The organism is Kitasatospora sp. NPDC058048 (assembly GCF_042885555.1).
GTDB classification, from domain to species: domain Bacteria; phylum Actinomycetota; class Actinomycetes; order Streptomycetales; family Streptomycetaceae; genus Kitasatospora; species Kitasatospora lactacystinica.
On record NZ_JBHVRT010000013.1, the window covers coordinates 1 to 25,482 of the forward strand.

Consider the following 25,482-nt stretch of genomic DNA (forward strand, 5'->3'; position numbering starts at 1 on the left):
TCTCCTCGGCACGCAGTGGCTCGGGTCTGCCGACCGCGCAGGCGCTGGCCCTGTTCGACCGGGCGATCACCCTGCCCGTACCGCACCTCCTGCCGGTGACCCTCGACCTCCGGGCGCCCCGGACGGGCGGGATCCCCCCGCTGTTCCGCGCCCTGGTGCGGGCCCCGAGGAGCCGCGCCGCCGAGCGCGGTGCCGGCGGCCGGGCCGCGGTGCTGGAGCAACTGCGGGGCCTGGACGCCGAGCAGCGCCGTGCCCGACTGCTGGACCTTGTGCGGGCCCATGTGGCGACCGTGCTCGGCCACGCCGGGGTGGACGCGGTCGGTGCGAAGCAGGCCTTCAAGGACCTCGGGCTGGACTCGCTGACCGCCGTGGAGCTGCGCAACGGGCTGAACGCCGTCACCGGGCTGCGGCTGCCCGCGACCCTGGTCTTCGACTACCCGACCCCGGACGCGCTGGCCGACCACCTCGCCGAGGCGCTGTCCGAGCGGGTGGCGCAGGCCCCCGCCCCGACCGCGCCCGTCCTCGCCGCGAACGCCGACGAGCCGATCGCGATCGTCGGCATGAGCTGCCGCTACCCCGGGGGCGCCAACGACCCCGAGCAGCTGTGGCGCCTGCTGGCCGAGGGTTTCGACGGGGTGACCCCGTTCCCGGCGGACCGCGGCTGGCGGGTCGGGGACGCGTCCTACGCCCCGCGCGGCGGCTTCCTGGACGACGTCGCGGGCTTCGATGCCGAGCTGTTCGGGATCTCCCCGCGCGAGGCCCTGGTGATGGACCCGCAGCAGCGCATCCTGCTGGAGGCCTCCTGGGAGGCCTTCGAGGCCGCCGGCCTGGTCGCCCCGGAGCTGCGCGGCTCCCCGACCGGTGTGTTCGTCGGGGCGTACGCCTCGACCTACGGTGTGGGCGCCCAGCTCCCGCCCGGCGCGGAGGGCTACCTGCTGACCGGGACCTCGATGAGCGTGGTCTCCGGCCGGGTGGCGTACACCTTCGGCCTGGAGGGCCCGGCCGTCACGGTGGACACCGCCTGCTCCTCCTCCCTGGTGGCGATGCACCTGGCCGCGCAGGCGCTGCGGCGCGGCGAGTGCGAGCTGGCGCTGGCCGGCGGCGTGGCCGTCCTGGCCGGTCCGAACATCTTCGCCGAGTTCGACCGGCAGGGCGGACTGGCCTCCGACGGCCGGTGCAAGCCCTTCGCCTCGGCGGCGGACGGCACCACGTGGTCCGAGGGCGTCGGGGTGCTGGTGCTGGAGCGGCTCTCCGACGCGCTGCGCAACGGCCGTGAGATCCACGCGGTGATCCGCGGCAGTGCGGTCAACCAGGACGGCGCCTCCAACGGGCTCACCGCCCCCAACGGGCCGTCCCAGCAGCGGGTGATCCGCCAGGCGCTGGCCGACTCCCGGCTGCTCGCCGCCGAGGTGGACGTGGTCGAGGCGCACGGCACCGGCACCAGTCTGGGCGACCCGATCGAGGCCCAGGCGCTGCTGGCGACCTACGGCCAGGACCGGCCGGCCGACCGGCCGCTGTGGCTGGGCTCGATCAAGTCCAACATCGGCCACACCCAGGCCGCGGCCGGTGTGGCGGGCGTCATCAAGATGGTGCAGGCGATGCGCCGCGGTGTCCTGCCCGCCACCCTGCACGTGGACGAGCCGACCCACCACGTGGACTGGTCGGCCGGGGCGGTCGAGCTGCTGACCGAGGCGCGCCCCTGGCCCGAGGCCGACCGGCCGCGCCGGGCGGGCGTGTCCTCCTTCGGCATCAGCGGCACCAACGCGCACATCATCCTGGAGTCCGCCCCGAGCCCGGCCGGGCCGACCACCACGGGCCACGGCCCGATGGAGCCGATCGGCGCGGGCCGCGGACCGGCGGGGCCGACGACCACGGGCGAGGGCCCGGTGGTGTGGCCGCTCTCCGGTGGGACCCCGGCCGCCCTGCGTGAGCAGGCGCGCTCCCTGCGCGCCCACCTGGCGGCGGCGTCCGCACCCGAACCGGCCGACGTGGCCTGGTCGTTGGCGACCACCCGGGCCGAACTGGAGCACCGGGCCGTCGCCGTCGGACGGGACGGCGCGGACCTGCTGCGCCAGCTCGACCGGCTCGCGGCCGAGGAGGAGGCACCGGCGGCCGCGGGCGGCCCCGGGCGACTCGCCTTCCTCTTCACCGGGCAGGGCGCGCAGCGGGCCGGGATGGGCCGGGGGCTGTACGAGGCCTCCCCGGTGTTCGCGGCGGCCTTCGACGCGGTCTGCGCGGAGCTGGACCGGTGGCTCGACCGGCCGGTCAAGGACGTGGTCTTCGAGGGCGTCGGCCTGGACCGGACGATGTGGGCGCAGGCCGGCCTGTTCGCCGTCGAGGTCGCCCTGTACCGCTGGGCGGAGTCCTGCGGCCTGGTCCCGGACTTCCTGCTGGGCCACTCGATCGGCGAGGTGGCCGCCGCCCACGCGGCGGGCGTGTTCTCGCTGGCCGACGCCTGCGCCCTGGTGGCCGCGCGCGGCCGGCTGATGCAGGCGCTGCCCGAGGGCGGCGCGATGCTCGCCGTGCAGGCCGCCGAGGCCGAGGTGCGGGCGGAGATCGGCGACCGGCTCGATGTCGCCGCCGTCAACGGCCCGACCTCGGTGGTGGTTTCGGGTCCGACGGAGGTGGTCGAGGAGTTCGCCGGGCGCTGGGCGGCCGAGGGCCGCCGGACGAGCCGGCTGACCGTCTCGCACGCCTTCCACTCGGCCCTGATGGAGCCGATGCTGGCCGAATTCACCGAGGTGCTGGCCGGGTTGACCTTCAACGAGCCGCGGATCCCGATCGTCTCCAACCTGACCGGCGTGGTGGTCGACCCCGAGGAGATCCGGACGCCCGGGTACTGGGCCCGCCATGTGCGCGGCACCGTCCGGTTCGCCGACGGCATCGCGTACCTCTTCGGCCGGGGCGTCACCCGCCACCTGGAGCTCGGCCCGGACGGCGTGCTCTGCGGCATGGCCCAGCAGTCCGTCACCGAGGGCGTGTTCGTCCCGGTGCTGCGCCGCGGCGAACCCGAGGAGGCCGGGACGGCGCTGCGCGCGCTCGGCCGGCTCTGGGCGGCCGGCGTCGAGGTCGACTGGCCGGCCGTGCTGCCCGCCGGACGCCGGGTGCCGCTGCCGACCTACGCCTTCCAGCGGACCAGGTTCTGGCTGGAGCCCGCCACCGGCGTGGGCGACGTGGGCGGCGTCGGCCAGAGCGCGGCGGACCACCCGCTGCTCGGCGCGACGGTCGCGCTGGCCGGCGGGGACGAGGTGCTGCTGACCGGACGGCTCTCGCTCGCCACCCAGCCCTGGCTGGCGGACCACGCCGTCCTCGGCCGGGTGCTGGTGCCCGGGACGGCGTTCGTGGAGATGGCGCTGCGGGCCGGGGAGCAGGTCGGCTCGACGATCCTGCGCGAACTGCTCGTGCAGTCCGCGCTGCCCCTGCCGGCCACCGGCGGGGTGCAGGTCCAGGTGCGGGTGGCCGCCCCGGAGGAGAACGGCGACCGCCGGGTGGAGATCCACGCCCGGCCGGACGAGGGCGAGGTGCCGTGGGTGCGCCACGCGACCGGCGTCCTGGGCGCCGGGGGCGCGGTGCGGGAACACGACCTCGCCGCGCAGGAGTACGACCTCGCGGCCTGGCCGCCGCCGGGCGCCGAACCACTGGCGCTGGACGGCTTCTACCCGGCCCTCGCCGAGGGCGGGTACGGCTACGGGCCGGCCTTCCAGGGGGTCCGGGCGGCCTGGCGCGACGGCACGACGGTCTACGCCGAGGTGGCACTGCCCGAGGAGGCGGCCGCGGCCGCGCCCGGGTTCGGGCTGCACCCGGCGCTGCTGGACGCGGCGCTGCACGTGATCGGCTTCGTCGAGGCCGGCGGCCCGGTGCCCCGTGTGCCGTTCGCCTGGACCGGGGTCCGGCTGCACGCCACCGGCGCCACGGTGCTGCGCGTCGCGGTCACCCCGACCGAGGACGGCGTGCTGATCCGGACCGCCGACGGGATCGGCGCGCCGGTGGCCTCCGTCGACTCGCTGGTGCTCCGCGAGACCGCCGTCGAGCAGCTGCCGGAGACCGGTCGACAGCCCGGTCGGGACTGGCTGTTCGCGGTCGAGTGGACGCCCGTGCCGGCCCTGCCGCCGGTGGACGCCTCCGCGTGGTGGGTGCTCGCCGGGGACGGGACGCCGGCCGTGGCCGGGGTGCCGGGCGAGCGGATCGACTCGCTGGCGGGGCTGCCCGCCGGGGCGCAGGCACCCCCGGTGGTGGTGCTGCCCCTGGTGGCCGGTCCCGCCGCCGACACCGACACCGATGCCGCCGACACCGTCGGCGACGCGGGTGCCGCGCTTCGGGCGGCCTCCGAGACGCTGGCGACCGTCCAGCAGTGGCTCGCCGACGAGCGGTTCGATTCCTCCCGGCTGGTGGTGCTGACCTCCGGCGCCGTCGACCCGGCCGGCCGGGTGCGCGACCTGCCCGGCGCGGCGGTCTGGGGCCTGCTGCGCTCGGCCCAGTCCGAGCACCCGGACCGGTTCGTCCTGGTCGACGCGGACCCCGGGGACGACGCCTGGCACCCGTACGCGACCGGTGCCGAACCGCAGCTGGCGGTCCGGGACGGGCGGGTGCTGGTGCCCCGTCTGGCCCGGGCGCAGGCCGACACCGCGGCGCGCCCCGGCCCGGGAGCGCCGGCCGAGCCGGGTGGCACCGTCCTGATCACCGGCGGCACCGGCGTGCTCGGCGGACTGGTGGCCCGCCACCTGGCCGCGGCGTACGGCGTGCGGCACCTGCTGCTGCTCAGCCGGCGCGGTGCGGACAGCCCCGGAGCCGCCGAACTGACGGCGGAACTGGCCGCACTCGGCGCTCGCGCCGAGGTGGTGGCCTGCGACGCCGCCGACCGCGACGCGCTGGCCCGGGTGCTCGCCGCGATCCCGGCGGAGCGCCCGCTGCGCGGGGTGGTGCACACCGCCGGCGTGCTGGACGACGGCGTCGTCGAGTCGCTGACGCCCGACCGGGTCGCCACCGTGTTCCGTCCCAAGGCCGACGCGGCCGTGCACCTGCACGAGCTGACCGCGGGGACGGACCTGGAGCTGTTCGTGCTGTTCTCCTCGGCGGCCGGCACCTTCGGCTCGCCCGGCCAGGCGAACTACGCGGCGGCCAACTCCTTCCTGGACGCCCTCGCGGCGCGGCGCCGGTCGCTCGGGCTGCCGGGCCTCTCGCTCGCCTGGGGCGTCTGGGCGGAGGCCAGCGCGATGACCGGGCACCTCGGCGACCGGGCCGCCCGGCTCGGCGACGGGCTGACCGCGGAACAGGGCCTCGCGCTGCTGGACGCGGCGCTGGCCACCGACCGCGCCCACCTGGTGCCGGTCCGGCTCGACCTACCGGCCCGGCCGGGCACCGCCGACAGCGCCGTCCCGGCCCTGCTGCGCGGACTGCTGCCCGGCGGCCCGCGCCGGGCGAGCGCGGCCGCCGACGGCCCCTCGCTGCCGAGGCAGCTGGCCGGCCGCACCCCCGCGGAGCAGACCCGGATCGTCCTGGACGCCGTCCGGGCGGACGTCGCGCAGGTCCTCGGGCACGCCACGGCGGAGGCCGTCGCGCCCGACCGGGGCTTCGTCGACCTCGGCTTCGACTCGCTCACCGCGGTCGAACTGCGCAACCGGCTGTCCGCCCGCACCGGGCTGCGGCTGCCCGCGACGCTGGTGTTCGACCAGCCGTCGGCCGCCCGGGTCGCCGAGTACCTGACCGGGCGGATCGCCCCGCCGCGCACCTCGGCCGCCTCGCTCACCGACCGGGTGGAGCGGATCGAGGCCGAGCTGGCGGAGGCGGCCGAGGCGGAGCGGATCACGGTGGTCCGGCGCCTCCAGGCGCTGCTGGCCCGCTTCGAGGACGGCGCTCCCGCGGCCGGGTCGCCGGACGTGGTGGCCGGTCTGGACACCGCCACCGACGACGACCTCTTCGACTTCATCGACAAGGAACTGGGCGCCTCGTGACCCTGCTGCCGAACCCCTACCCGACACCCTGTGAGGCCTGACATGGCGGACGAGCAGAAACTGCGCGACTACCTCAAGCGCGTCACGGCCGAACTGCACCAGGCCCGGCAACGGCTGCAGTCCGCCGAGGCGGCCGACCGCCAGCCGATCGCGATCGTCGGCATGGCCTGTCGGCTGCCCGGCGGAGTGGACAGCCCGGACGCGCTCTGGCGGCTGGTGTCCGAGGGCGTGGACGCCGTCTCCGCCTTCCCCGAGGACCGCGGCTGGGACGTCGGCGAGGACGCCGGATTCGCCCGCAGCGGCGGCTTCCTGCACGACGCGGACGGCTTCGACCCGACGCTGTTCGGCATCTCGCCGCGCGAGGCGACCGCCATGGACCCGCAGCACCGGCTGCTGCTGGAGGCCTGCTGGGAGGCGTGCGAGCGCGGCGGCGTCGACCCGTACGCGCTGCGCGGCAGCCGCACCGGGGTGTTCGCCGGGCTGATGTACCGGGACTACGCGGCCCGCATGATCGACGTCCCCGAGGGGGTGGACGCCTACCTCGGCATCGGCAACATGAGCAGCGTCGCCACCGGCCGGATCTCCTACACCCTCGGCCTGGAGGGCCCGGCGGTCACCATCGACACCGCCTGCTCCTCCTCGCTGGTCGCCCTGCACCTGGCCTGCCAGTCGCTGCGCTCCGGCGAGACCACGATGGCCTTCGCGGGCGGCGCCACCGTGATGGCCTCCCCGGACACCTTCACCGGTTTCGCCCGGCAGGGCGGGCTCTCCTCGGACGGCCGCTGCAAGTCCTACGGCGCCGGCGCGGACGGCACCGGCTGGGCCGAGGGCGTCGGGATGCTGCTGCTGGAGCGGCTCTCGGACGCCCGGCGGCTCGGCCACCAGGTGCTCGCGGTGGTCCGGGGCAGCGCGGTCAACCAGGACGGCGCCTCCAGCGGCCTGACCGCGCCCAACGGCCCCGCCCAGCAGCGGGTCATCGAGGACGCGCTGGCCAGTGCGCGGCTCACCACGCTGGACGTGGACGTCGTCGAGGGCCACGGCACCGGCACCCGGCTGGGCGACCCGATCGAGATCCAGGCCCTGCTGGCGACCTACGGCCAGGACCGGCCCGAGGACCGGCCGCTGCGGCTGGGCTCGGTGAAGTCCAACCTCGGGCACACCCAGGCCGCCGCCGGCGTGGCGGGCGTGATCAAGATGGTGCAGGCGATGCGCCACGGCACCATGCCGCGCAGCCTGCACGCCGAGCAGCCGACCCCGCAGGTCGACTGGTCGGCCGGCGCGGTGCGGCTGCTGACCGAGGCCGAGCCCTGGCCCGAGCTGGACCGGCCGCGCCGCGCCGGCGTCTCCTCCTTCGGCATCAGCGGCACCAACGCCCACGTCGTCCTGGAGCAGGCCCCGGAGGCCGAGGCCCCGGCCGATCCCGGGCAGCCGGCCCCCGGCGTGGTGCCCTGGCTGCTGGCGGCCCGCACCACCGAGGCGCTGCGCGCCCAGGCCGGTCGGCTGCACGCCTTCGTCGCCGACACCGAGCCCGACCCGGTCGACGTCGGCCGCTCGCTGCTCTCCCGGGCGCCGCTGGAGCGGCGCGCCGTCGTGCTCGGCGCCGACCGGGACCGCCTGGCCGACGCGCTCGCCGCGCTGGCCGGGGACCTGCCCGACAAGGCCGTGGTCACCGGGGTGGCGGGGGAGGGCCGCAGCGCCTTCCTGTTCACCGGCCAGGGCGCCCAGCGGACCGGGATGGGCCGCGAGCTGTACGAGGCCTTCCCGGTGTTCCAGCGGGCCTTCGACGCGGTCTGCGCCGAGCTGGACCCGCGACTGGAGCACTCCGTCAAGGACGTGGTGTTCGGCGGGAGCCGGGACCTCCACCGGACGGTGTGGGCCCAGGCCGGGCTGTTCGCGCTGGAGGTGGCCCTGTTCCGGCTGTTCGAGTCCTTCGGGGTGCTGCCGGACTTCCTGCTCGGCCACTCGATCGGCGAGGTGGCGGCGGCGCACTGCGCCGGGGTGCTGACCCTGGCGGACGCCTGCGCGCTGGTCGCCGCGCGCGGTCGGCTGATGCAGGCGCTCCCGGCCGGCGGGGCGATGCTCGCCGTGCAGGCCACCGAGCCCGAGGTGACGGCGGCCCTCGCGGCCGTCACCGGCACCGCGGACGTGGCCGCGCTCAACAGCCGCGGCTCGGCGGTGGTCTCGGGCACGGCGGACACCATCGACGAACTCGCCGCCCACTGGACGGCCGAGGGCCGCAAGACCAGTCGGCTGACGGTCTCGCACGCCTTCCACTCGGCCCTGATGGAGCCGATGCTGGACGAGTTCCGGGCCGTCCTCGCGACGCTCTCCTTCGCCGAGCCCCGCATCCCGATCGTCTCCACCCTCACCGGCGCGGTGGAGGACGAGCTGCTGCGCACCCCCGACTACTGGGCGCGGCAGGTCCGCGAGACCGTCCGCTTCGCCGACGGCGTCGAATGCCTCAAGGCCCAGGGGGTCGGCCGGTTCGTGGAACTCGGCCCCGACGGCGTGCTCACGGCGATGGCCCGCGAGAGCCTGCCCGAGTCGGCGCTCACCACGACGGCGCTGCGCAGCAGCTGGCACGACACCGGGGTGTTCGTCACCGCGCTCGCCGACCTGTGGACCCGCGGCACCGCGGTCGACTGGCAGGTGCTCTTCGACGGCCACGGCCGCCGGGTCGAGCTGCCGGTCTACCCCTTCCAGCACGAGAAGTACTGGCTCCACCCGGTGGCCGCGCCGGCCGGCGGGCCCGTCGACCCGGGCCTGTGGGCGGCGCTGGCCGGCGAGGACGCCGACGCGATCGCCGACCGGCTCGACGTGACCGACCCCGGGGTCCGGGCCTCGCTGCGCACCGCGCTGCCGCTGCTGTCCGACTGGCACCGGCGCGACCGCGAGGAGGCCGAGGTCGCGGGCTGGCGCTACCACGTCGGCTGGGAGCCCGTCCCGGACGCCCCGGCCCCCGCCCTCACCGGCGACTGGCTGCTGGTCGTGCCCGCCGCGCCGGCCGACGACGAGCGGGTGCGCGCCCACCGGGACGGCCTGACCCGGCACGGCGCCTCGGTGGTGACGGTGCCGGTCGCGGCGGACGCCGCCGACCGGACCGACCTCGCCGTCCGGCTGCGGCAGGCCGTCGGCGACGGGCGGCGGCCCGCCGGAGTGCTCTCCCTGCTGGCGCTGGAGACCGGGCCGCACCCCGAGGTGCCGGCGCTCCCCGGGGGCACGGCCACCACGCTGCTGCTCGTCCAGGCGCTGCTGGACGCCGGGATCGACGGCCCGCTGTGGTGCGTGACCGAGGGCGCGGTGTCCACCGGCGACCACGAGCCGCCCGCCGAGCCGGGCCAGGCGCCGGTCTGGGGCCTGGGCCGGGTCGCCGCCCTGGAGCACCCGCAGCTGTGGGGCGGTCTGATCGACCTCCCCGCCGGGGCCGAGGAGGAGGACTTCGACGCGCTGGCCGGCCTGCTGACCGCCGCCGACGGCGAGGACCAGCTGGCGGTCCGCCCGGAGGGCGTCTTCGCCCGCCGACTGCTGCCCGCCCCGACGGCCGACCCGGAGGCGCCCGCGTGGCAGCCGCGCGGCACCGTCCTGGTGACCGGCGGCACCGGCGCGCTCGGCGGGCAGGTGGCCCGGTGGCTGGCCGCCGGCGGCGCCGAGCACCTGGTACTGGTCAGCCGGGGCGGCCGCGGCGCCCCCGGGCTGGCCGGGCTGGAGGCCGAGCTGACGGAGCTCGGCGCCCGGGTCACGGTGGTCGCCTGCGATCTGTCGGACCGCGCGGACGCCGCCCGGCTGGTCGCCGAACTCGACGCGATGGAACCGAAGTTGAGGGCCGTCGTGCACGCCTCGGGGGTCAGCGCCTCGGCGCCGCTCGCCGACACCACTTTCGAGGAACTCGACCGGACCGCGGCCGGCAAGGTCGCGGGCGCCCGGCACCTGGACGAACTGCTCGACCAGCGCCGGCTGGACGCGGTCGTGCACTTCTCCTCCATCGCGGGCGTCTGGGGCGTCGGCGAACAGGCCTGCTACGCGGCCGCCAACGCCTACCTCGACGCCCTGGCGCAGCGGCGCGACGCCGAGGGCGTGCGCGCGCTGGCCGTCGCCTGGGGGCCGTGGGACGGCGGCGGCATGGTCGACCAGGCGATCAAGGAGCCGATGCGCCGGCGCGGCATCTCGCTGCTGGCGCCGGACCGGGCGATGCACGCCCTGCAGCGGGCGCTGGACCTGGACACCGGAGCGGTCACCGTCGCCGACATCGCCTGGGAGCAGTTCGTCCCCGCGTTCACCGCGCTGCGGCCCAACCGGTTCTTCGCCGAACTGCCCGCGGTCCGGGCGCTCGCCGCGGTCACCGTCACCGAGGGCGAGGACCGGAACCGGCTCGCCGCCCTGCGCGAGCGGCTGGCCGCCCTGCCGGGCGCCGACCGCGAGCCCGTCCTGCTGGACCTGGTCCGCACCCACGCGGCCGTGGTGCTCGGGCACGACGGCCCGGCCGCGATCGACGTCGACCGGCCGTTCCGGGACTTCGGCTTCGACTCGCTGGCCGCCGTCGAACTGCGCAACCGGCTCGGCGAGGCCACCGGCCTGCCGCTGCCCGCCACCGTGGTGTTCGACCACCCGACGCCCGCGATGCTGGCCGCCCACCTGCTGGGCGAGGCGCTGCCCGACGACGCGGCGGCGGCCCTGCCCTCCACGGCGGAGCTGGACCTGCTCGAAGAGGCGCTGCTGGCCCGGGCGGAGGACGACGTGGACCGGGTCCGGGTGGTCCTGCGGCTGGAGGCGCTGCTCACCCGCCACCGGGGCGCGGGCGGCGACGACCCGGTCGCCTTCGACGACCTGCGGGACCAGCTCAGCAGGGCCAGCAACGAAGAGCTCTTCGACGTGATCGACCGGGATCTCGGCCTCTCGTGAGCAGGGGTGCGTGGTGGCCGGGGACAATCTTGGAAGGCGGCAGTTTCGATGGCAGATGATGCGCGGCCGATGGCGGACGACGCCCAGCGGCTCCGCGACTACCTCACCCGGGTGGTCGCCGAGCTGCAACACACCCGCCGGCGGGTCCGGGACCTGGAGTCCGCGGCGGGCGAGCCGATCGCCATCGTCGGGATGAGTTGCCGCTACCCGGGCGACGTGCGCTCCCCGGACGACCTGTGGCGGCTGGTCAGCACCGGCCAGGACCCGATCGGTCCGCTGCCCGCGAACCGCGGCTGGGACCTCTCGCCGGCCGACGAGCCGTCCTGGGCGGGCGGATTCGTCGAGGACGCCGGGGAGTTCGACGCGGACCTGTTCGGCATCTCGCCGCGCGAGGCGCTGGCGATGGACCCGCAGCAGCGGCTGCTGCTGGAGACCTCCTGGAAGGCCTTCGAGGACGCCGGGCTCGACCCGCTGTCGCTGCGGGGCTCCAGCACCGGTGTCTTCGTCGGCGTCACCTCGGTCAGCTACGGCCCCGGGATGGACCTGCCGGAGGACGTGGCCGGCCACCTGATGACCGGCACCGCCTCCAGCATCGCCTCCGGCCGGGTGTCGTACACCTTCGGCCTGGAGGGCCCGGCGGTCACCGTGGACACCGCCTGTTCCTCCTCCCTGGTCGCGCTGCACCTGGCTGTCCAGTCGCTGCGCGAGGGCGGTTGCGACCTGGCGCTGGTCGGCGGCGTCACGGTGATGACCACCCCGATGCAGATCGTCGAGTTCGGCCGCCAGGGCGGTCTGGCCTCGGACGGCCGCTGCAAGGCGTTCTCCGACGAGGCCGACGGCGCGGGCTGGTCCGAGGGCATCGGCCTGCTGCTGGTCGAACGGCTCAGCGACGCGCGGCGCCGCGGCCACCAGGTGCTCGCGGTGGTCCGCGGCAGCGCGATCAACCAGGACGGCGCCTCCAACGGCCTCACCGCCCCGAACGGCCCGGCACAGGAACGGGTGATCCGACGGGCGCTGGCCAACGCCCGGCTGAGCGTCGAGGACGTGGACGCCGTGGAGGGCCACGGCACCGGCACCCGGCTCGGCGACCCGATCGAGGCCCGGGCGCTGCTGGCGACCTACGGGCGCGGCCGCTCCGCCGAACGCCCGCTCTGGCTCGGCTCGATCAAGTCCAACATCGGCCACACCCAGTCCGCCGCCGGGGTGGCGGGCGTGATCAAGATGGTCATGGCGATGCGCGACGGCACCCTGCCGCCCACGCTGCACGCGCAACGGCCGTCCGCCCAGGTCGACTGGTCGCCCGGCACGGTCCGGCTGCTGACCGAGCCGCGGCCGTGGCCGGCCGCCGACCGGCCCCGCCGCTCGGCGGTCTCCTCGTTCGGGATGAGCGGCACCAACGCCCACGTCATCCTGGAGCAGGCCCCGGAGCCCGAGCCCGTCGAGCCCGCCGCCGCCCCCGAGGGCACCGCCCCCGCCGAGGGCACCGGGCCCGCGCTCACCGCCGGCCCGCTGCCGTGGCCGCTGGCCGCGAAGACGGCGGACGGGCTGCGCGGCCAGGCCGTCCGGCTGCGCGACGCCATGACCGCGGACGACGCCCCGCGGCCGGTGGACGTCGCCCGCTCCCTGCTGACCCGGGCCGCGCTGCCCAGCCGCGCCGTGGTGCTCGGCGCCGAGCGCGCGGAACTGCTGGCCGGCCTGCAGGCGCTGGCCGACGGGGAGTCGGCGGCCAACCTGGTGCGCGGCGAGGCCGCCGGCGGCACCGGGGTGGTCTTCGTCTTCCCCGGCCAGGGCAGCCAGTGGGCCGCGATGGCCCGTGAACTCCTGGACGCCTCACCGGCGTTCCGACAGCGGCTGGAGCAGTGCGGGGCGGCGCTCGCGCCGTACGTCCCCTGGTCGCTGTCCGAGGTGCTGGGCGGCGCGCCGGACGCCCCCGACCTGAGCCGGGTGGACGTCGTCCAGCCGGTGCTCTGGGCGGTCATGGTGTCGCTGGCCGAGGCCTGGCGCTCGGTCGGCGTCCGCCCGGCCGCGGTCGTCGGCCACTCCCAGGGCGAGATCGCGGCGGCCTGCGTCGCCGGCGGCCTGACGCTGGAGGACGGCGCCCGGGTCGTGGCGCTGCGCAGCCGGGCGCTCGCCGCCCTCGCCGGCCGCGGCGGCATGGTCTCGCTGCCCGTCGGCCGGGAGCGGGCCACCGAGCTGATCGCCCCCTGGGGCGAGGGCCTCTGCGTCGCGGCGGAGAACGGCCCCGCCTCCACCGTGGTCTCCGGCGAGGCCGGCCCCGTCGAGGAGCTGCTGGCGCTCTGCGAGGCCCGGGAGGTGCGCGCCCGTCGCATCCCGGTGGACTACGCCTCGCACTCCCCGCAGGTCGAGGAGCTGCGCGAGCGCATCCTCGCCGACCTCGCGCCGATCACCCCCGGCTCCAGCGGCATCGCCTTCTACTCGACCGTCACCGGCGCGCCCATCGACACCGCGCGGATGGACGCCGGCTACTGGTACGACAACCTGCGCTCCACCGTCCGCTTCGAGCAGGCCACCCGCGCCCTGCTGGCCGACGGCCGCTCGGTGTTCGTGGAGAGCAGCCCGCACCCGGTGCTCACCATCGGCATCCAGGACACCGCGGACCAGGTGGGCACCCCGGTGACGGTCACCGGCACGCTGCGCCGCGAGGACGGCGGCCCGGACCGCCTCCTGGCGGGCGCCGCCGAGCTGTGGACCGCCGGGGTCGCCGTCGACTGGTCGGCGGCCTTCGCCGGCGGCACGCGCACCGCGCTGCCCACGTACGCCTTCCAGCGCCGCCGCTACTGGCCCGACCCGCTGCCCGCCCCGGCGCGGGCGGCCGGGGGCGGCGACCCCGCCGAGAGCGGATTCTGGGACGCCGTCGAGCGCGGCGACGCCGAGGAACTGGCCGCCACCCTGCGGCTGGACGAGGCGCCCGGGGTCCTGGACGCGGTGCTGCCCGCGCTGGCCGGCTGGCACCGCGGCCGCCGCCGGGGCGCGACCGTCGACTCCTGGCGCTACCGGGTCACCTGGACCCCCGTCCCCGACCTGCCCGCGCACCCCCGGCTGGGCGGCCGCTGGCTGCTCGCCCTCCCGGCGGGCGGGAACGGCGGGGAGGTCGCCGAGCTGCTGCGCTCGGCCGGGGCCGAGGTGGTCGAGCTGACCGTCGCCGCCGACGCCGACCGTACGGAGCTCGCCGAACGGCTGGGCGCCGCCGGCTCCGCCACGGGTGTGGTCTCGCTGCTGGCGAGCGCCGGGGACGCACCGCAGGCCCCGGCCGGGCCGGCCGCGACCGTCACCCTGCTCCAGGCCCTCGGCGACGCCGACCTCGACGCGCCGCTCTGGTCGCTCACCGGCGGCGCGGTGTCGATCGGCCGGGCGGACCCGCTGCGCAGCCCCGTCCAGGCGCTGGCCTGGGGCCTCGGCCGGGTCGCCGCGCTGGAGTACCCGCGCCGCTGGGGCGGTCTGATCGACCTTCCGGCCGTCCTGGACGCCCGGGCCGGAGCCCGGCTGGTGGCGCTGCTCGGCGGCGCCGCCGGGGGCGAGGACCAACTCGCCGTACGCGGCTCCGGGGTGTTCGCCCGCCGCCTGGCCCGCGCCCCGCGCGCGGCCGGGACGACGCTCGAACTGCCCGGCTCGGTGCTGGTCACCGGCGGTACCGGCGCGCTCGGCGCGGTCGTCGCCCGCTGGCTGGCCGGCCGCGGCGTGCCGCACCTGACCCTGCTCGGCCGGCGCGGCACGGCGGCGCCGGGCGTGGCGGACCTGGTCGCGGAGCTGACCGCACTGGGCACCCGGGTGACCGTGGCCGCCTGCGACCTGACCGACCGGGAGTCGCTGGCCGGCGTGCTGGCGCGGATCCCGGCGGAGTTCCCGCTGGTCGGCGTGGTGCACGCGGCCGGCGTCGGCCAGGCCATGATGCTGGACCGCACCGGCCCGGCGGAGCTGGCCGAGGTGCTCGGCGGCAAGGTCGCCGGCGCGCTGCACCTGGACGAGCTGACCCGGGGCCTGGACCTGCGGATGTTCGTCACCTTCGGTTCGGGCGCCGGCATCTGGGGCAGCGGCGGCCAGGCGGCCTACGCGGCCGCGAACGCCTACCTGGACGCGCTGGTCCTCCGGCGCCGGGCCGAAGGCCTGCCCGGCACCTCGGTCTCCTGGGGCGCCTGGGGCGAGGTGGGCATGGTGTCGACCGACGCCGTCCGCGACCACCTGCGCGAGCGCGGCATGGTGCCGATGGACCCGGACCTGGCGATCGAGGCGCTGGCCGGGGCCGTCGACGCGGGCGAGGACTGCCTGACCGTCGCCGACATCGACTGGCCCCGCTTCGTCGACACCTTCACCGCCACCCGGGTCAGCCCGCTGCTGGCCGACCTCCCCGAGGCGCGGACGGCGGACGAGGAGCCGGCCGGGGAGGACCGGCGCCCGGACCTCGGCCGCCGGCTCGCCCCGCTGCCCGAGGCGCAGCGCCGGCAGATCCTGCTGGACCTGGTCCGCACCGAGGTCGCCGCGGTGCTCAAGCACCCGGACGTCCGGGCCGTCGAGGCCGCGCGGACGTTCAAGGACCTGGGCTTCGAGTCGCTCACGGCGGTCGAGCTGCGCAACCGGCTGAACCGGGAGACCGGCCTGCGGCTGCCCGCGACCATGGTGTTCGACCACCCGACGCCGACCGCCCTGGTGGCCTACCTGGAACGGGAGTTGGACCTCGGTGCCGAGGCGGTCCCGGCCGGCGCCGAGCCGGCGGCGGTCCCGGCCGGCCTGGACGAGCCGATCGCGATCGTCGGCATCGGCTGCCGCTTCCCCGGCGGCGTCCGCTCGCCCGAGGACCTGTGGACCCTGGTGGCCGACGGCGCCGACGCGCTGTCCTCCTTCCCCGTCGACCGCGGCTGGCCGGACCGGGTGCCGGGCGTGGACAGCGCCGTCGGCGGCTTCGTGGACGACGCCACCGAGTTCGACGCCGGGCTGTTCGGCATCTCGCCGCGCGAGGCGCTGGCGATGGACCCGCAGCAGCGGCTGCTGCTGGAGGCCTCCTGGGAGGCCTTCGAGGACGCCGGCATCGATCCGCACGAGGTGCGCGGCAGCCGGACGGGCGTCTTCGCGGGCGCCTCGTCCTCGGGCTACGGCCACGGCCAGCTGCTCGACGGGGTCGAGGGGCACGTGCTGTCCGGCACCGCCAACAGCGTGATCTCGGGCCGCGTCTCGTACGTGTTCGGCCTGGAGGGTCCGGCGGTCACGGTGGACACGGCCTGTTCCTCCTCGCTGGTGGCGCTGCACCTCGCGGTGCAGGCGCTGCGGGTGGGCGAGTGCGGCATGGCGCTGGCCGGCGGCGTCGCCGTGATGGTGAACGCCGGCGCGTTCGGCGAGTTCAACCGGCAGGGCGGCCTGGCCTCGGACGGCCGCTGCAAGGCCTTCGCGGCCGGTGCGGACGGTACGGGCTGGGGCGAGGGCGTCGGTGTGCTGGTGCTGGAGCGGCTGTCGGACGCCCGGCGCAACGGGCACCAGGTGCTCGCGGTGGTCCGAGGCAGCGCGGTCAACCAGGACGGTGCGTCGAACGGCCTCACCGCGCCGAACGGTCCCTCGCAGGAGCGGGTGATCCGACAGGCCCTCGCCAACGCGGGGCTGGCGGTATCGGACGTGGACGCGGTGGAGGCGCACGGCACCGGCACCCGGCTGGGTGACCCGATCGAGGCGCAGGCACTGCTGGCGACCTACGGCCGGGACCGGGCCGGTGAGCCGCTCCGGCTGGGCTCGGTGAAGTCCAACCTGGGGCACACCCAGGCCGCGGCCGGTGTCGCGGGTGTGATCAAGATGGTGCAGGCGCTGCGGCACGGCGTGCTGCCGGCCACCCTGCACGTGGACGAGCCGACGCCGCAGGTGGACTGGTCGGCGGGCGCGGTGGAACTGCTCACCGAGGCCCGGCCGTGGTCGCCGGGCGAACGCCCGCGCCGGGCGGGCGTGTCCGCCTTCGGGATCAGCGGGACCAACGCCCACGTCCTGCTGGAGCAGGCGCCGCCCGTCGAGGAGACGGCGCCGGTCGAGGAGGCCGCCGGGCCGACGCCGTGGGTGGTGTCGGCGCAGAGCGCCGGGGCGCTGAAGGCCCAGGCGGCGCGGCTGGCCGGGGCGTTGGACACCGACGCCCGTCCGCAGGACGTGGCGTGGTCGCTGGCGACCGGGCGGGCCGGGCTGGCCCACCGCGCGGTGGTGCTCGGCGACGGCCGGGCGGCGCTGCTGGAGGGTCTGGCGGCGCTGGCGGCGGGCGAGCCGTCGGCGCGGGTGGTCGCGGGCGTCACGGCCGAGGGCCGGACGGCGTTCCTGTTCACCGGTCAGGGCGCGCAGCGGGTCGGCATGGGTGCCGGGTTGTACGAGGTGTTCCCGGTGTTCGCCGAGGCCTTCGACGCGGTCTGCGCGGAGTTCGACCTGCTGCTGGACCGTCCGGTGAAGGACGTCGTCTTCGCGGGTGCGGCGGACCTGGACCGTACGGTGTGGGCGCAGGCCGGGCTGTTCGCGGTCGAGGTGGCGCTGTTCCGGCTGCTGGAGTCCTGGGGCGTGGTCCCGGACGTGCTGCTCGGGCACTCGATCGGTGAGGTGGCGGCGGCGCACTGTGCCGGGGTGTTCTCGCTGGCGGACGCCTGTGCGCTGGTGGCGGCGCGGGGCCGGTTGATGGACGCGCTGCCGAGCGGCGGGGCGATGCTGGCGGTGCAGGCCGGCGAGGCCGAGGTCCGCGAGGCGATCGGCGACCGGCTGGACGTCGCGGCCGTCAACGGGCCTGCCTCGGTGGTGGTTTCGGGGCCGGCGGAGGTGGTCGAGGAGTTCGCGGCGCGCTGGTCGGCCGAGGGCCGCAAGACCCGTCGCTTGGCCGTCTCGCACGCCTTCCACTCGGCCCTGATGGAGCCGATGCTCGCCGAATTCGCCTCCGTTCTGGCCGACTTGACCTTCGCCGAGCCGAAGGTACCGATCGTGTCGACGCTGACCGGCTCGCCCGCCGAGCCGGGTCTGCTGACCACGCCGGAGTACTGGGTGCGCCAGGTCCGCGAGGCCGTCCGCTTCGCCGACGGCGTCGAGGCCCTGCACGGCCGGGGCGTGACCCGCTTCCTGGAGGTCGGCCCGGACGGCGTACTGACCGCTCTCGCCGCCCCGTTGGTACCCGACGCCGTGGGCGCGCCGCTGCTGCGCAAGGACCGGGACGAGCACGAGAGCGCTCTGGCCGCCCTGGCCGCGCTCTGGACGGCGGGCGCCGCGATCGACTGGTCCGCGGTGCTGCCCGCCGGCCGGCGCGTCGCCCTGCCGACGTACGCCTTCCAGCGCGAGCGCTACTGGCCCCGGTCCATCGACCTGGGGAGCCTCGTGGCCGACCCGGCCGAGGCCCGGTTCTGGCGGGCGGTCGAGAACCAGGACCTGGCCGGGCTGGCCGAGGCGCTGGAGATCGGCCGGGCACCCGAGGAGCTGGAGTCCGTCCTGCCGGTGCTGTCCTCGTGGCGGCAGCGCCGCCAGGTCGACTCGGTGGTGGACTCCTGGCGCTACGAGGTGGTCTGGAAGCCGCTGACCGGCCTCACGGAGACCCTCCTGTCGGGGCGCTGGCTGCTGGTGACGGCCGAGGGGGCACCCGTGGAGGCCGTCGAAGCGGCACTGCGGGCCGCCGGCGCGGACGTGGTGACGCTGGCCGGCGAGGGCCTCGGCCGGAAGGAACTGGCCGACCGTGTCCGCGAGTCGGCCGCCGAGGGCGAGCCGGTGAACGTGCTCTCCCTGCTCGCCGTGGCCGAGCAGCCGCAGGGCCCGGGCTCGCAGGTGTCCTCCGGCGTGGCCGGGACGCTGACGCTGGTCCAGGCACTGGGCGACGCGGGCGTCCGGGCCAGGCTGTGGTCGGCGACCGTCGGTGCGGTGTCGGTGGGCCGGGCGGACCGGTCGGTGAGCCCGGCGCAGGCGCAGATCTGGGGTCTGGGCCGGGTGGCCGCACTGGAACTGCCGGACCTGTGGGGCGGGTTGGTCGACCTTCCGCCGGTGCTGGACGAGCGGGCCGGCCGCCGGCTGGTGGCGGTGCTCGGCGGTGCCGAGGACCAGGTCGCCGTGCGCTCCTCGGGCGTCTACGGGCGCCGGGTGGTGCGGGCCGCGCAGCGGAGCGGCCGCGGCGGCGTTTGGACCCCGTCCGGGACGGTGCTGGTGACCGGCGGTCTGGGTGCGCTGGGTGCGGAGGTGGCGCGTTGGCTGGCCGGGCGCGGGGTGCCGCACCTGGTGCTGACCGGCCGTCGTGGCGAGCGGACGCCGGGCGCCGCCGAGCTGGTGGCCGAACTGACCGGTCTGGGTGCCCGGGTGACGGTCGCCGCCTGTGACGTGGCGGACCGTGACGCGGTCGCCGCCGTCCTGGCCGCGGTGCCCGCCGAGCTGCCGCTCACGGGCGTGGTGCACACCGCGGGCGTGGTGGACGACGGCGTGCTGGACGGCGAGACGGTCGAGCGGTTCGAGCCGGTCTTCGCCGGCAAGGTCGGCGGCGCCGATCTGCTGGACGAGCTGACGGCCGGTCCGGAGCTCGATCTGTTCGTGGTCTTCTCCTCGGTCGCGGCGACCTGGGGCAGTGGTGGTCAGGGCGCCTACGCGGCGGCCAACGCCCACTTGGACGCCCTGGTGCAGCGGCGCCGGGCGCGGGGTCTGCGGGGCACGTCGGTGGCCTGGGGGCCGTGGGCGGGTGAGGGCATGGCCGCCCAGGGAGACGCCGCCGACCAGCTGCGCCGTCGTGGCCTGGCCGTGATGGACCCGGAGTTGGCGGTGTCGGCCCTGGCACGGGCGGTGGACGCGGACGAGGTCTGTGTGACCGTCGCGGACGTGGACTGGCAGCTGTTCGCGCCGGCCTTCACGGCCGTGCGCACCAGCCGGCTGCTGGCGGAGCTGCCGGAGGCCGTCGGCGCGCAGGCGCCGGTGGTCGAGGCCGTGGGGCGGTCCTCGGAGTTCCGGGAGCGGCTGGCGGAGACCGCGGCCGGGCACCGGGAGCGGATGCTGGTGGACCTGGTCCGGACCGGTGCGGCCGCCGTCCTCGGGCACGTTTCGATGGAGGCGGTGGACGCCGGTCAGGCGTTCCGCGACCTCGGCTTCGACTCGCTGACGGCGGTGGCCCTGCGCAACCTGCTGGTGAAGGAGACCGGGCTCCCGCTGTCGGCCACGCTGGTGTTCGACTATCCGACGCCGGTGGTGCTGGCGCGGCATCTGGCCGAGGAACTGCTGGAGTCGGTGCCCGAGGCGGCGGTGGCCGCGGAGCTGCCGCGCGCGGCGGTGTCCGCCGCTGAGGACCCGGTGGTGATCGTGGGCATGAGCGCCCGCTATCCGGGCGGGGTGCGGTCGGCGGCCGAGCTGTGGGAGCTGGTCGCGGCCGGAGCCGACGGGGTCACCGGCTTCCCGACCGACCGCGGCTGGCCGCTCGACGCGGTCGGCGCCGCGGCGGCGCGCGGCGGCTTCGTGGAGAGCGTCACGGAGTTCGACGCCGGGCTGTTCGCGATCTCGCCGCGCGAGGCGCTGGCGATGGACCCGCAGCAGCGGATCCTGCTGGAGGCCTCCTGGGAGGCCTTCGAGGACGCCGGGATCGACCCGCGCTCGGTGCGCGGCGAGCAGATCGGCGTCTTCGTCGGAGCCTCCAGCTCCGGCTACGGTGCCGCCGGCGGCCTGGAGGAGGTCCAGGGCCATGTGCTGGCCGGGACGGCGAACAGCGTGATCTCCGGCCGGGTGGCGTACGCCTTCGGTCTGGAGGGTCCGGCCGTCACCGTGGACACGGCCTGCTCCTCCTCGCTGGTGGCCCTGCACTGGGCGGCGCAGGCGCTGCGCGAGGGCGACTGCGGGCTCGCGCTGGCCGGTGGTGTCACCGTGCTGGCCACCCCCGGGGTGTTCGGCGAGTTCGACCGCCAGGGCGGCCTGGCCGCCGACGGCCGCTGCAAGGCCTTCGCGGCCGGTGCGGACGGTACGGGCTGGGGCGAGGGCGTCGGTCTTCTGGTGCTGGAGCGGCTCTCGGACGCGCGCCGCAACGGGCACGAGGTGCTGGCGGTGGTCCGGGGCAGCGCGGTCAACCAGGACGGCGCGTCCAACGGCCTCACCGCGCCGAACGGTCCGGCTCAGCAGCGGGTGATCCGGCAGGCGCTGGCGAGTGCCGGGCTGTCGGCCGCCGAGGTGGACGCGGTCGAGGCGCACGGCACGGGCACCGTGCTGGGCGACCCGATCGAGGCCCAGGCGCTGCTGGCGACCTACGGCCGGGGCCGCGACGGCGAGCCGCTCTGGCTCGGCTCGGTGAAGTCGAACATCGGGCACACCCAGGCCGCCGCGGGTGTGGCGGGTGTGATCAAGATGGTGCAGGCGATGCGCCACGGGGTGCTCCCGGCGACCCTGCACGTGGACGAGCCCAGCGCCGAGGTGGACTGGTCGGCGGGCGCGGTGGAACTGCTCACCGAGGCGCGCTCCTGGCCCGAGCTGGACCGGCCGCGCCGCGCGGGCGTGTCCTCCTTCGGCATCAGCGGCACCAACGCCCATGTGATCATCGAGCGCCCCGAGCCCGGGCCGGTGCCCGCGCCGGTGGCGGGGGCCGGCTCCGGCCCCGTCCCGTGGGCGCTGTCCGCCCGCACCGCCGAGGGGCTGCGCGGCCAGGCCGAACGGCTGCGCGAGCACGTGCGGGAGCACGGGACGACGGACCTCCGGGACGTCGGCCGCGCCCTGGCCACCACCCGCGCCGCGCTGGAGCACCGGGCGGTCGTCGTCGGATCCGACCGCGAGGAACTGCTGCGCGGGCTGGCCGCCGTCGTCGACGGCGCGCCGAGCGCGGCCGTGGTCTCCGAGCGCGCGGGCGACGGCCGGGTGGCGTTCCTGTTCACCGGCCAGGGTGCGCAGCGGGCCGGGATGGGACGTGACCTCCACGCCCGCCACCCGGTGTTCGCGGAGGCCTTCGACGCGGTCTGCGCGGAGTTCGACCTGCTGCTGGACCGCTCGGTCAAGGACGTGGTGTTCGAGGGCACCGAGGACCTGGACCGTACGGTGTGGGCGCAGGCCGGTCTGTTCGCGGTCGAGGTGGCGCTGTTCCGGCTGCTCGAATCCTGGGGCGTGGTCCCGGAGTCGATGCTCGGCCACTCGATCGGCGAGATCGCCGCGGCGCACTGCGCCGGGGTGTTCCCGCTGCCGGACGCCTGCGCCCTGGTGGCCGCGCGCGGCCGGCTGATGGAGGCACTGCCCGAGGGCGGGGCGATGCTGGCGGTCCAGGCCACCGAGGCCGAGGTCCGCGAGGCGATCGGCGGCCGCCTGGACGTCGCCGCCGTCAACGGCCCGGCCGCCGTGGTGGTCTCCGGCCCCGTCGAGGTGGTCGAGGAGTTCGCCGCGCGCTGGTCGGCGGCCGGGGTGAGGACGCGCCGGCTGGCCGTCTCGCACGCCTTCCACTCGGCCCTGATGGAGCCGATGCTGGACGACTTCGCGGCCGTCCTGAAGGGCCTGGCCTTCAGCGAGCCGGGCATCCCGGTGGTCTCCGCCCTGACCGGCGGGATCGCCGGGCCCGGCCTGCTCACCACCCCCGACTACTGGGTGCGCCAGGTCCGCGAGGCCGTCCGCTTCGCCGACGGCGTCGAGACCCTGCACGGCCAGGGCCTGACCCGGTTCGCCGAACTGGGCCCCGACGGCGTGCTGTCCGCGCTGGTGGCCCGGATCGTCCCGGACGCCGTCGGCGTGCCGCTGCTGCGCGAGGGACGGGACCACGTGCCGTCCGCCGTCGGGCGGCTCTGGACGGCCGGCGTGCCGGTGGACTGGGCGGCCGTGCTGCCCGGTGGCCGGCGGGTGGACCTGCCGACCTACGCCTTCCAGCGGGACCGCTACTGGCCGGAGCCGACGGCGGCGGCGCAGCCCGTCGACCCGGCGGAGGAACGGTTCTGGGAGGCGGTCGAGCGCGAGGACCTCGGCGAGCTGGCCGAGACTCTGGACGCCCGGCCGGAGGCCGTCGGGACGGCGCTGGCCGCGCTGTCCTCCTGGCGTCGCCGCCGTCGCCAGGACGCCCGCACCGACGCCTGGCGCCACCGGGTGCTGTGGCAGCCGGCCGCCGCGCCGTCCGGCCGGGCCGTGCTGGACGGGACCTGGCTGGTCGTCGCCCCGGAGGGCGAGGAGCTGGCGGCCGAGGCGCAGAGCAGCCTGGTCGCCGCCGGGGCCCGGACGCTGCGGCTGGCCGTCGACGGCGACGCGGGCGACGCGGGCGACGGAGCCCACGGAACCCACGGAACCCACGGAACCCACGGAACCCACGGGACGGACCGCGCGGCGCTGGCCGCGCGGCTGCGGACCGTGCTCGACGGGGCCGGTGCGCTCGCCGGCGTGCTCGCGGTGCCCGGCGACCGGGTCGCCGAGCTGGCGACGCTCGCCCAGGCCCTGGACGACACCGGTCTGACCGCCCCGCTGTGGGCGATCACCGCCGGTGCGGTGTCGACCGGCCCGGCGGACCCGCCGGCCGACCCGGGCCAGGCCACCGTCTGGGGCCTCAGCCGCGGCCTCGACCTGGCCGGTCCGGACTGCTGGGGCGGAATCGTCGACCTCCCGGTGCGCCGGGACGCCGCCGCCTGGGACCGCCTCGCGCAGACGCTCACCGGACCGGAGCAGGAGGCCGCGATCCGCGACGGGCGGGTCCTCGCCCGCCGGCTGGTCCCGGCCCCGGCCGGGGCGGCGGCCGGGCAGGTGCGGTGGCCGGACACCGGCACCGTCCTGATCACCGGTGGCACCGGGGCGCTCGGCCGGCGGGTCGCCCGCCGGCTGGCCGACCTGGGCGTGCCGCGCCTGCTGCTGGTCGGCCGGCGCGGTGAGCGGGCGCCCGGCGTCGCCGACCTGCTCGCCGAGCTGCGGGCGGCCGGAACCGAGGCGACGGTGGCGGCCTGCGACGTCGCCGACCGGGCGGCGCTCGCCGGGCTGCTCGCCGCGGTCCCCGCCGAGCACCCGCTCACCGCGGTGGTGCACGCGGCCGGGGTCGGCGACGACACCACGGCCGACGCGCTCACCCCGGAGCGGATCGCCGAGGTGCTGCGGCCCACCGTGGACGGCGCCCGCCACCTGCACGAGCTGACCTCGGGTCTGGACCTGAGCGCCTTCGTGCTGTTCTCCTCGGTGGCCGGGGTCTGGGGTGCCGCCCAGCCCGCCCGGGCGGCGGCCAACGCCTACCTGGACGCGCTGGCCGAGGCCCGCCGGGCCGCCGGCCTGGCGGCCACCTCGATCGCCTGGGGGCCGTGGGCCGCCGCCGACGGGCTGACCGCCGACGCCGCCGGCCTGCTGGCCCGCACCGGGCTGCGGGCGCTGGACCCGGACGCGGCGCTCGACCTGCTCGCCCGTCTGCCCCGGGAGGCCTGCCTCACCGTCGCGGACGTCGACTGGGAGCGCTTCGCCGCCTCGTACACGCTCAGCCGGCCGCGCCGGCTGCTGGACGGGGTCCCGGCCGCACGGCGCACCGCCGGCACGGCCGACGAGCCCGTGCCGGCGGACGCGGCGGCGCTGCGCGAGCGGCTCGCCGGGCTGCCGGACGAGGAGCGGCACCGGGCCGTGCTCGACCTGGTCCGCGCCCACGCCGCCGGCGTGCTCGGGCACGACGGCGCCGAGGCGGTCGCACCGGAGCGGCCGTTCCTGGAACTGGGCGTCAACTCGCTCAGCGCGATCGAGCTGCGCGACCGGCTCCGGACGGCCGTCGGGGTGCCGCTGGAGAGCACCGTGGTGTTCGACAGCGGGACCGCGGCCGAGCTGGCCCGGCGGGTCCTGGCGGCCCTCGGCGGGTCCGCCGCCGCCGAGCCGCAGGAGCGGACCGGGATCCTGCGGACCCTGTACGCCGAGTCGATGCGGCAGAACAAGCTCCACAAGTACATGGAGTTCCTGTCCGACGCGGCCTCCTACCGGCCGATGTTCGACTCGCCCGAGGAGGTCACCGAGCCGCCCGCGCCGGTCTTCCTGGCGCGCGGGCCGAAGCGGCCGCGGGTGGTCTGCCACACCGGCATGTCGGCGCTGGGCGGCGTGCACGAGTTCGCCCGCTTCGCCGCCTCCTTCAACGGCAGCCACGACGTGATCGCGCTGCCGCTGCCCGGCTACCGGGACGGGGAGCAGCTGCCGGCCGGCCTGGAGGCCTCGCTGGACTGGCAGGCCAGGGCACTGGTCGAGGTCGCCGGGGACGCTCCGTTCGTGCTCCTCGGGCACTCCGGCGGCGGGCTGCTCGCCCACGCGCTGACCCGCCGGCTGGAGGCGATGGGCGTGCCGGTGGCCGGCGTGGTCCTGGTGGACACCTATCCGATGGACCGTCCGATGCACCAGGAGTGGCTGTCGGAGCTGACCGAGGGCACCTTCGGGCGTGAGGAGCTGGCCGTACCGATGACCGACACCCGGCTCACCGCGCAGGCCTGGTACGGCCGGATGTACCTCGGCTTCCGGGCCGAGGAGGTCGCCGCCGCCACCCTGGTGGTCCGGGCCTCGGACCCGATCGGCGAGTGGACCCGGGAGGACGACTGGCGCGCCACCTGGGACCGGCCGCACCGTACGGTGGACGTCCCCGGCAACCACTTCACGGTGATGATGGAGCACGGCGCCACGACCGCCGCGGCCGTCCGGGAGTGGCTGGACACCCTGGTCGAGCCCGGTGGTGCGCGGGCCGCCGAAGGGTGACCGGACGCGGAACCGC

The 25,482-nt window shown here is 76.9% G+C and carries 3 protein-coding genes; all 3 read left to right on the plus strand.

Features of this window, described 5'->3' with window-relative positions; all coding sequences use genetic code 11:
• Positions 1-5,951 (plus strand): SDR family NAD(P)-dependent oxidoreductase (locus tag ACFVVA_RS16205; RefSeq protein WP_387689950.1); only part of this gene is annotated, 5,951 nt, incomplete at its 5' end.
• Between the two features lie 42 nt (positions 5,952-5,993).
• Entirely contained in the window at positions 5,994-10,850 is a 4,857-nt protein-coding gene (locus ACFVVA_RS16210) for a type I polyketide synthase (RefSeq protein WP_387689951.1), read from the plus strand.
• A gap of 48 nt (positions 10,851-10,898) precedes the next feature.
• Positions 10,899-25,466 (plus strand): type I polyketide synthase, encoded by a 14,568-nt coding sequence (locus tag ACFVVA_RS16215; protein ID WP_387689953.1) that lies wholly within the window; start codon positions 10,899-10,901, stop codon positions 25,464-25,466.
• Positions 25,467-25,482: the final 16 nt, after the last annotated feature.

What these genes read in the sequence shown, in the direction of transcription:
- ACFVVA_RS16210 (WP_387689951.1), top strand. Translation starts at nt 5,994, where the DNA reads ATGGCGGACGAGCAGAAACTGCGCGACTACCTCAAGCGCGTCACGGCC.
- ACFVVA_RS16215 (WP_387689953.1), top strand. Translation starts at nt 10,899, where the DNA reads ATGGCAGATGATGCGCGGCCGATGGCGGACGACGCCCAGCGGCTCCGC.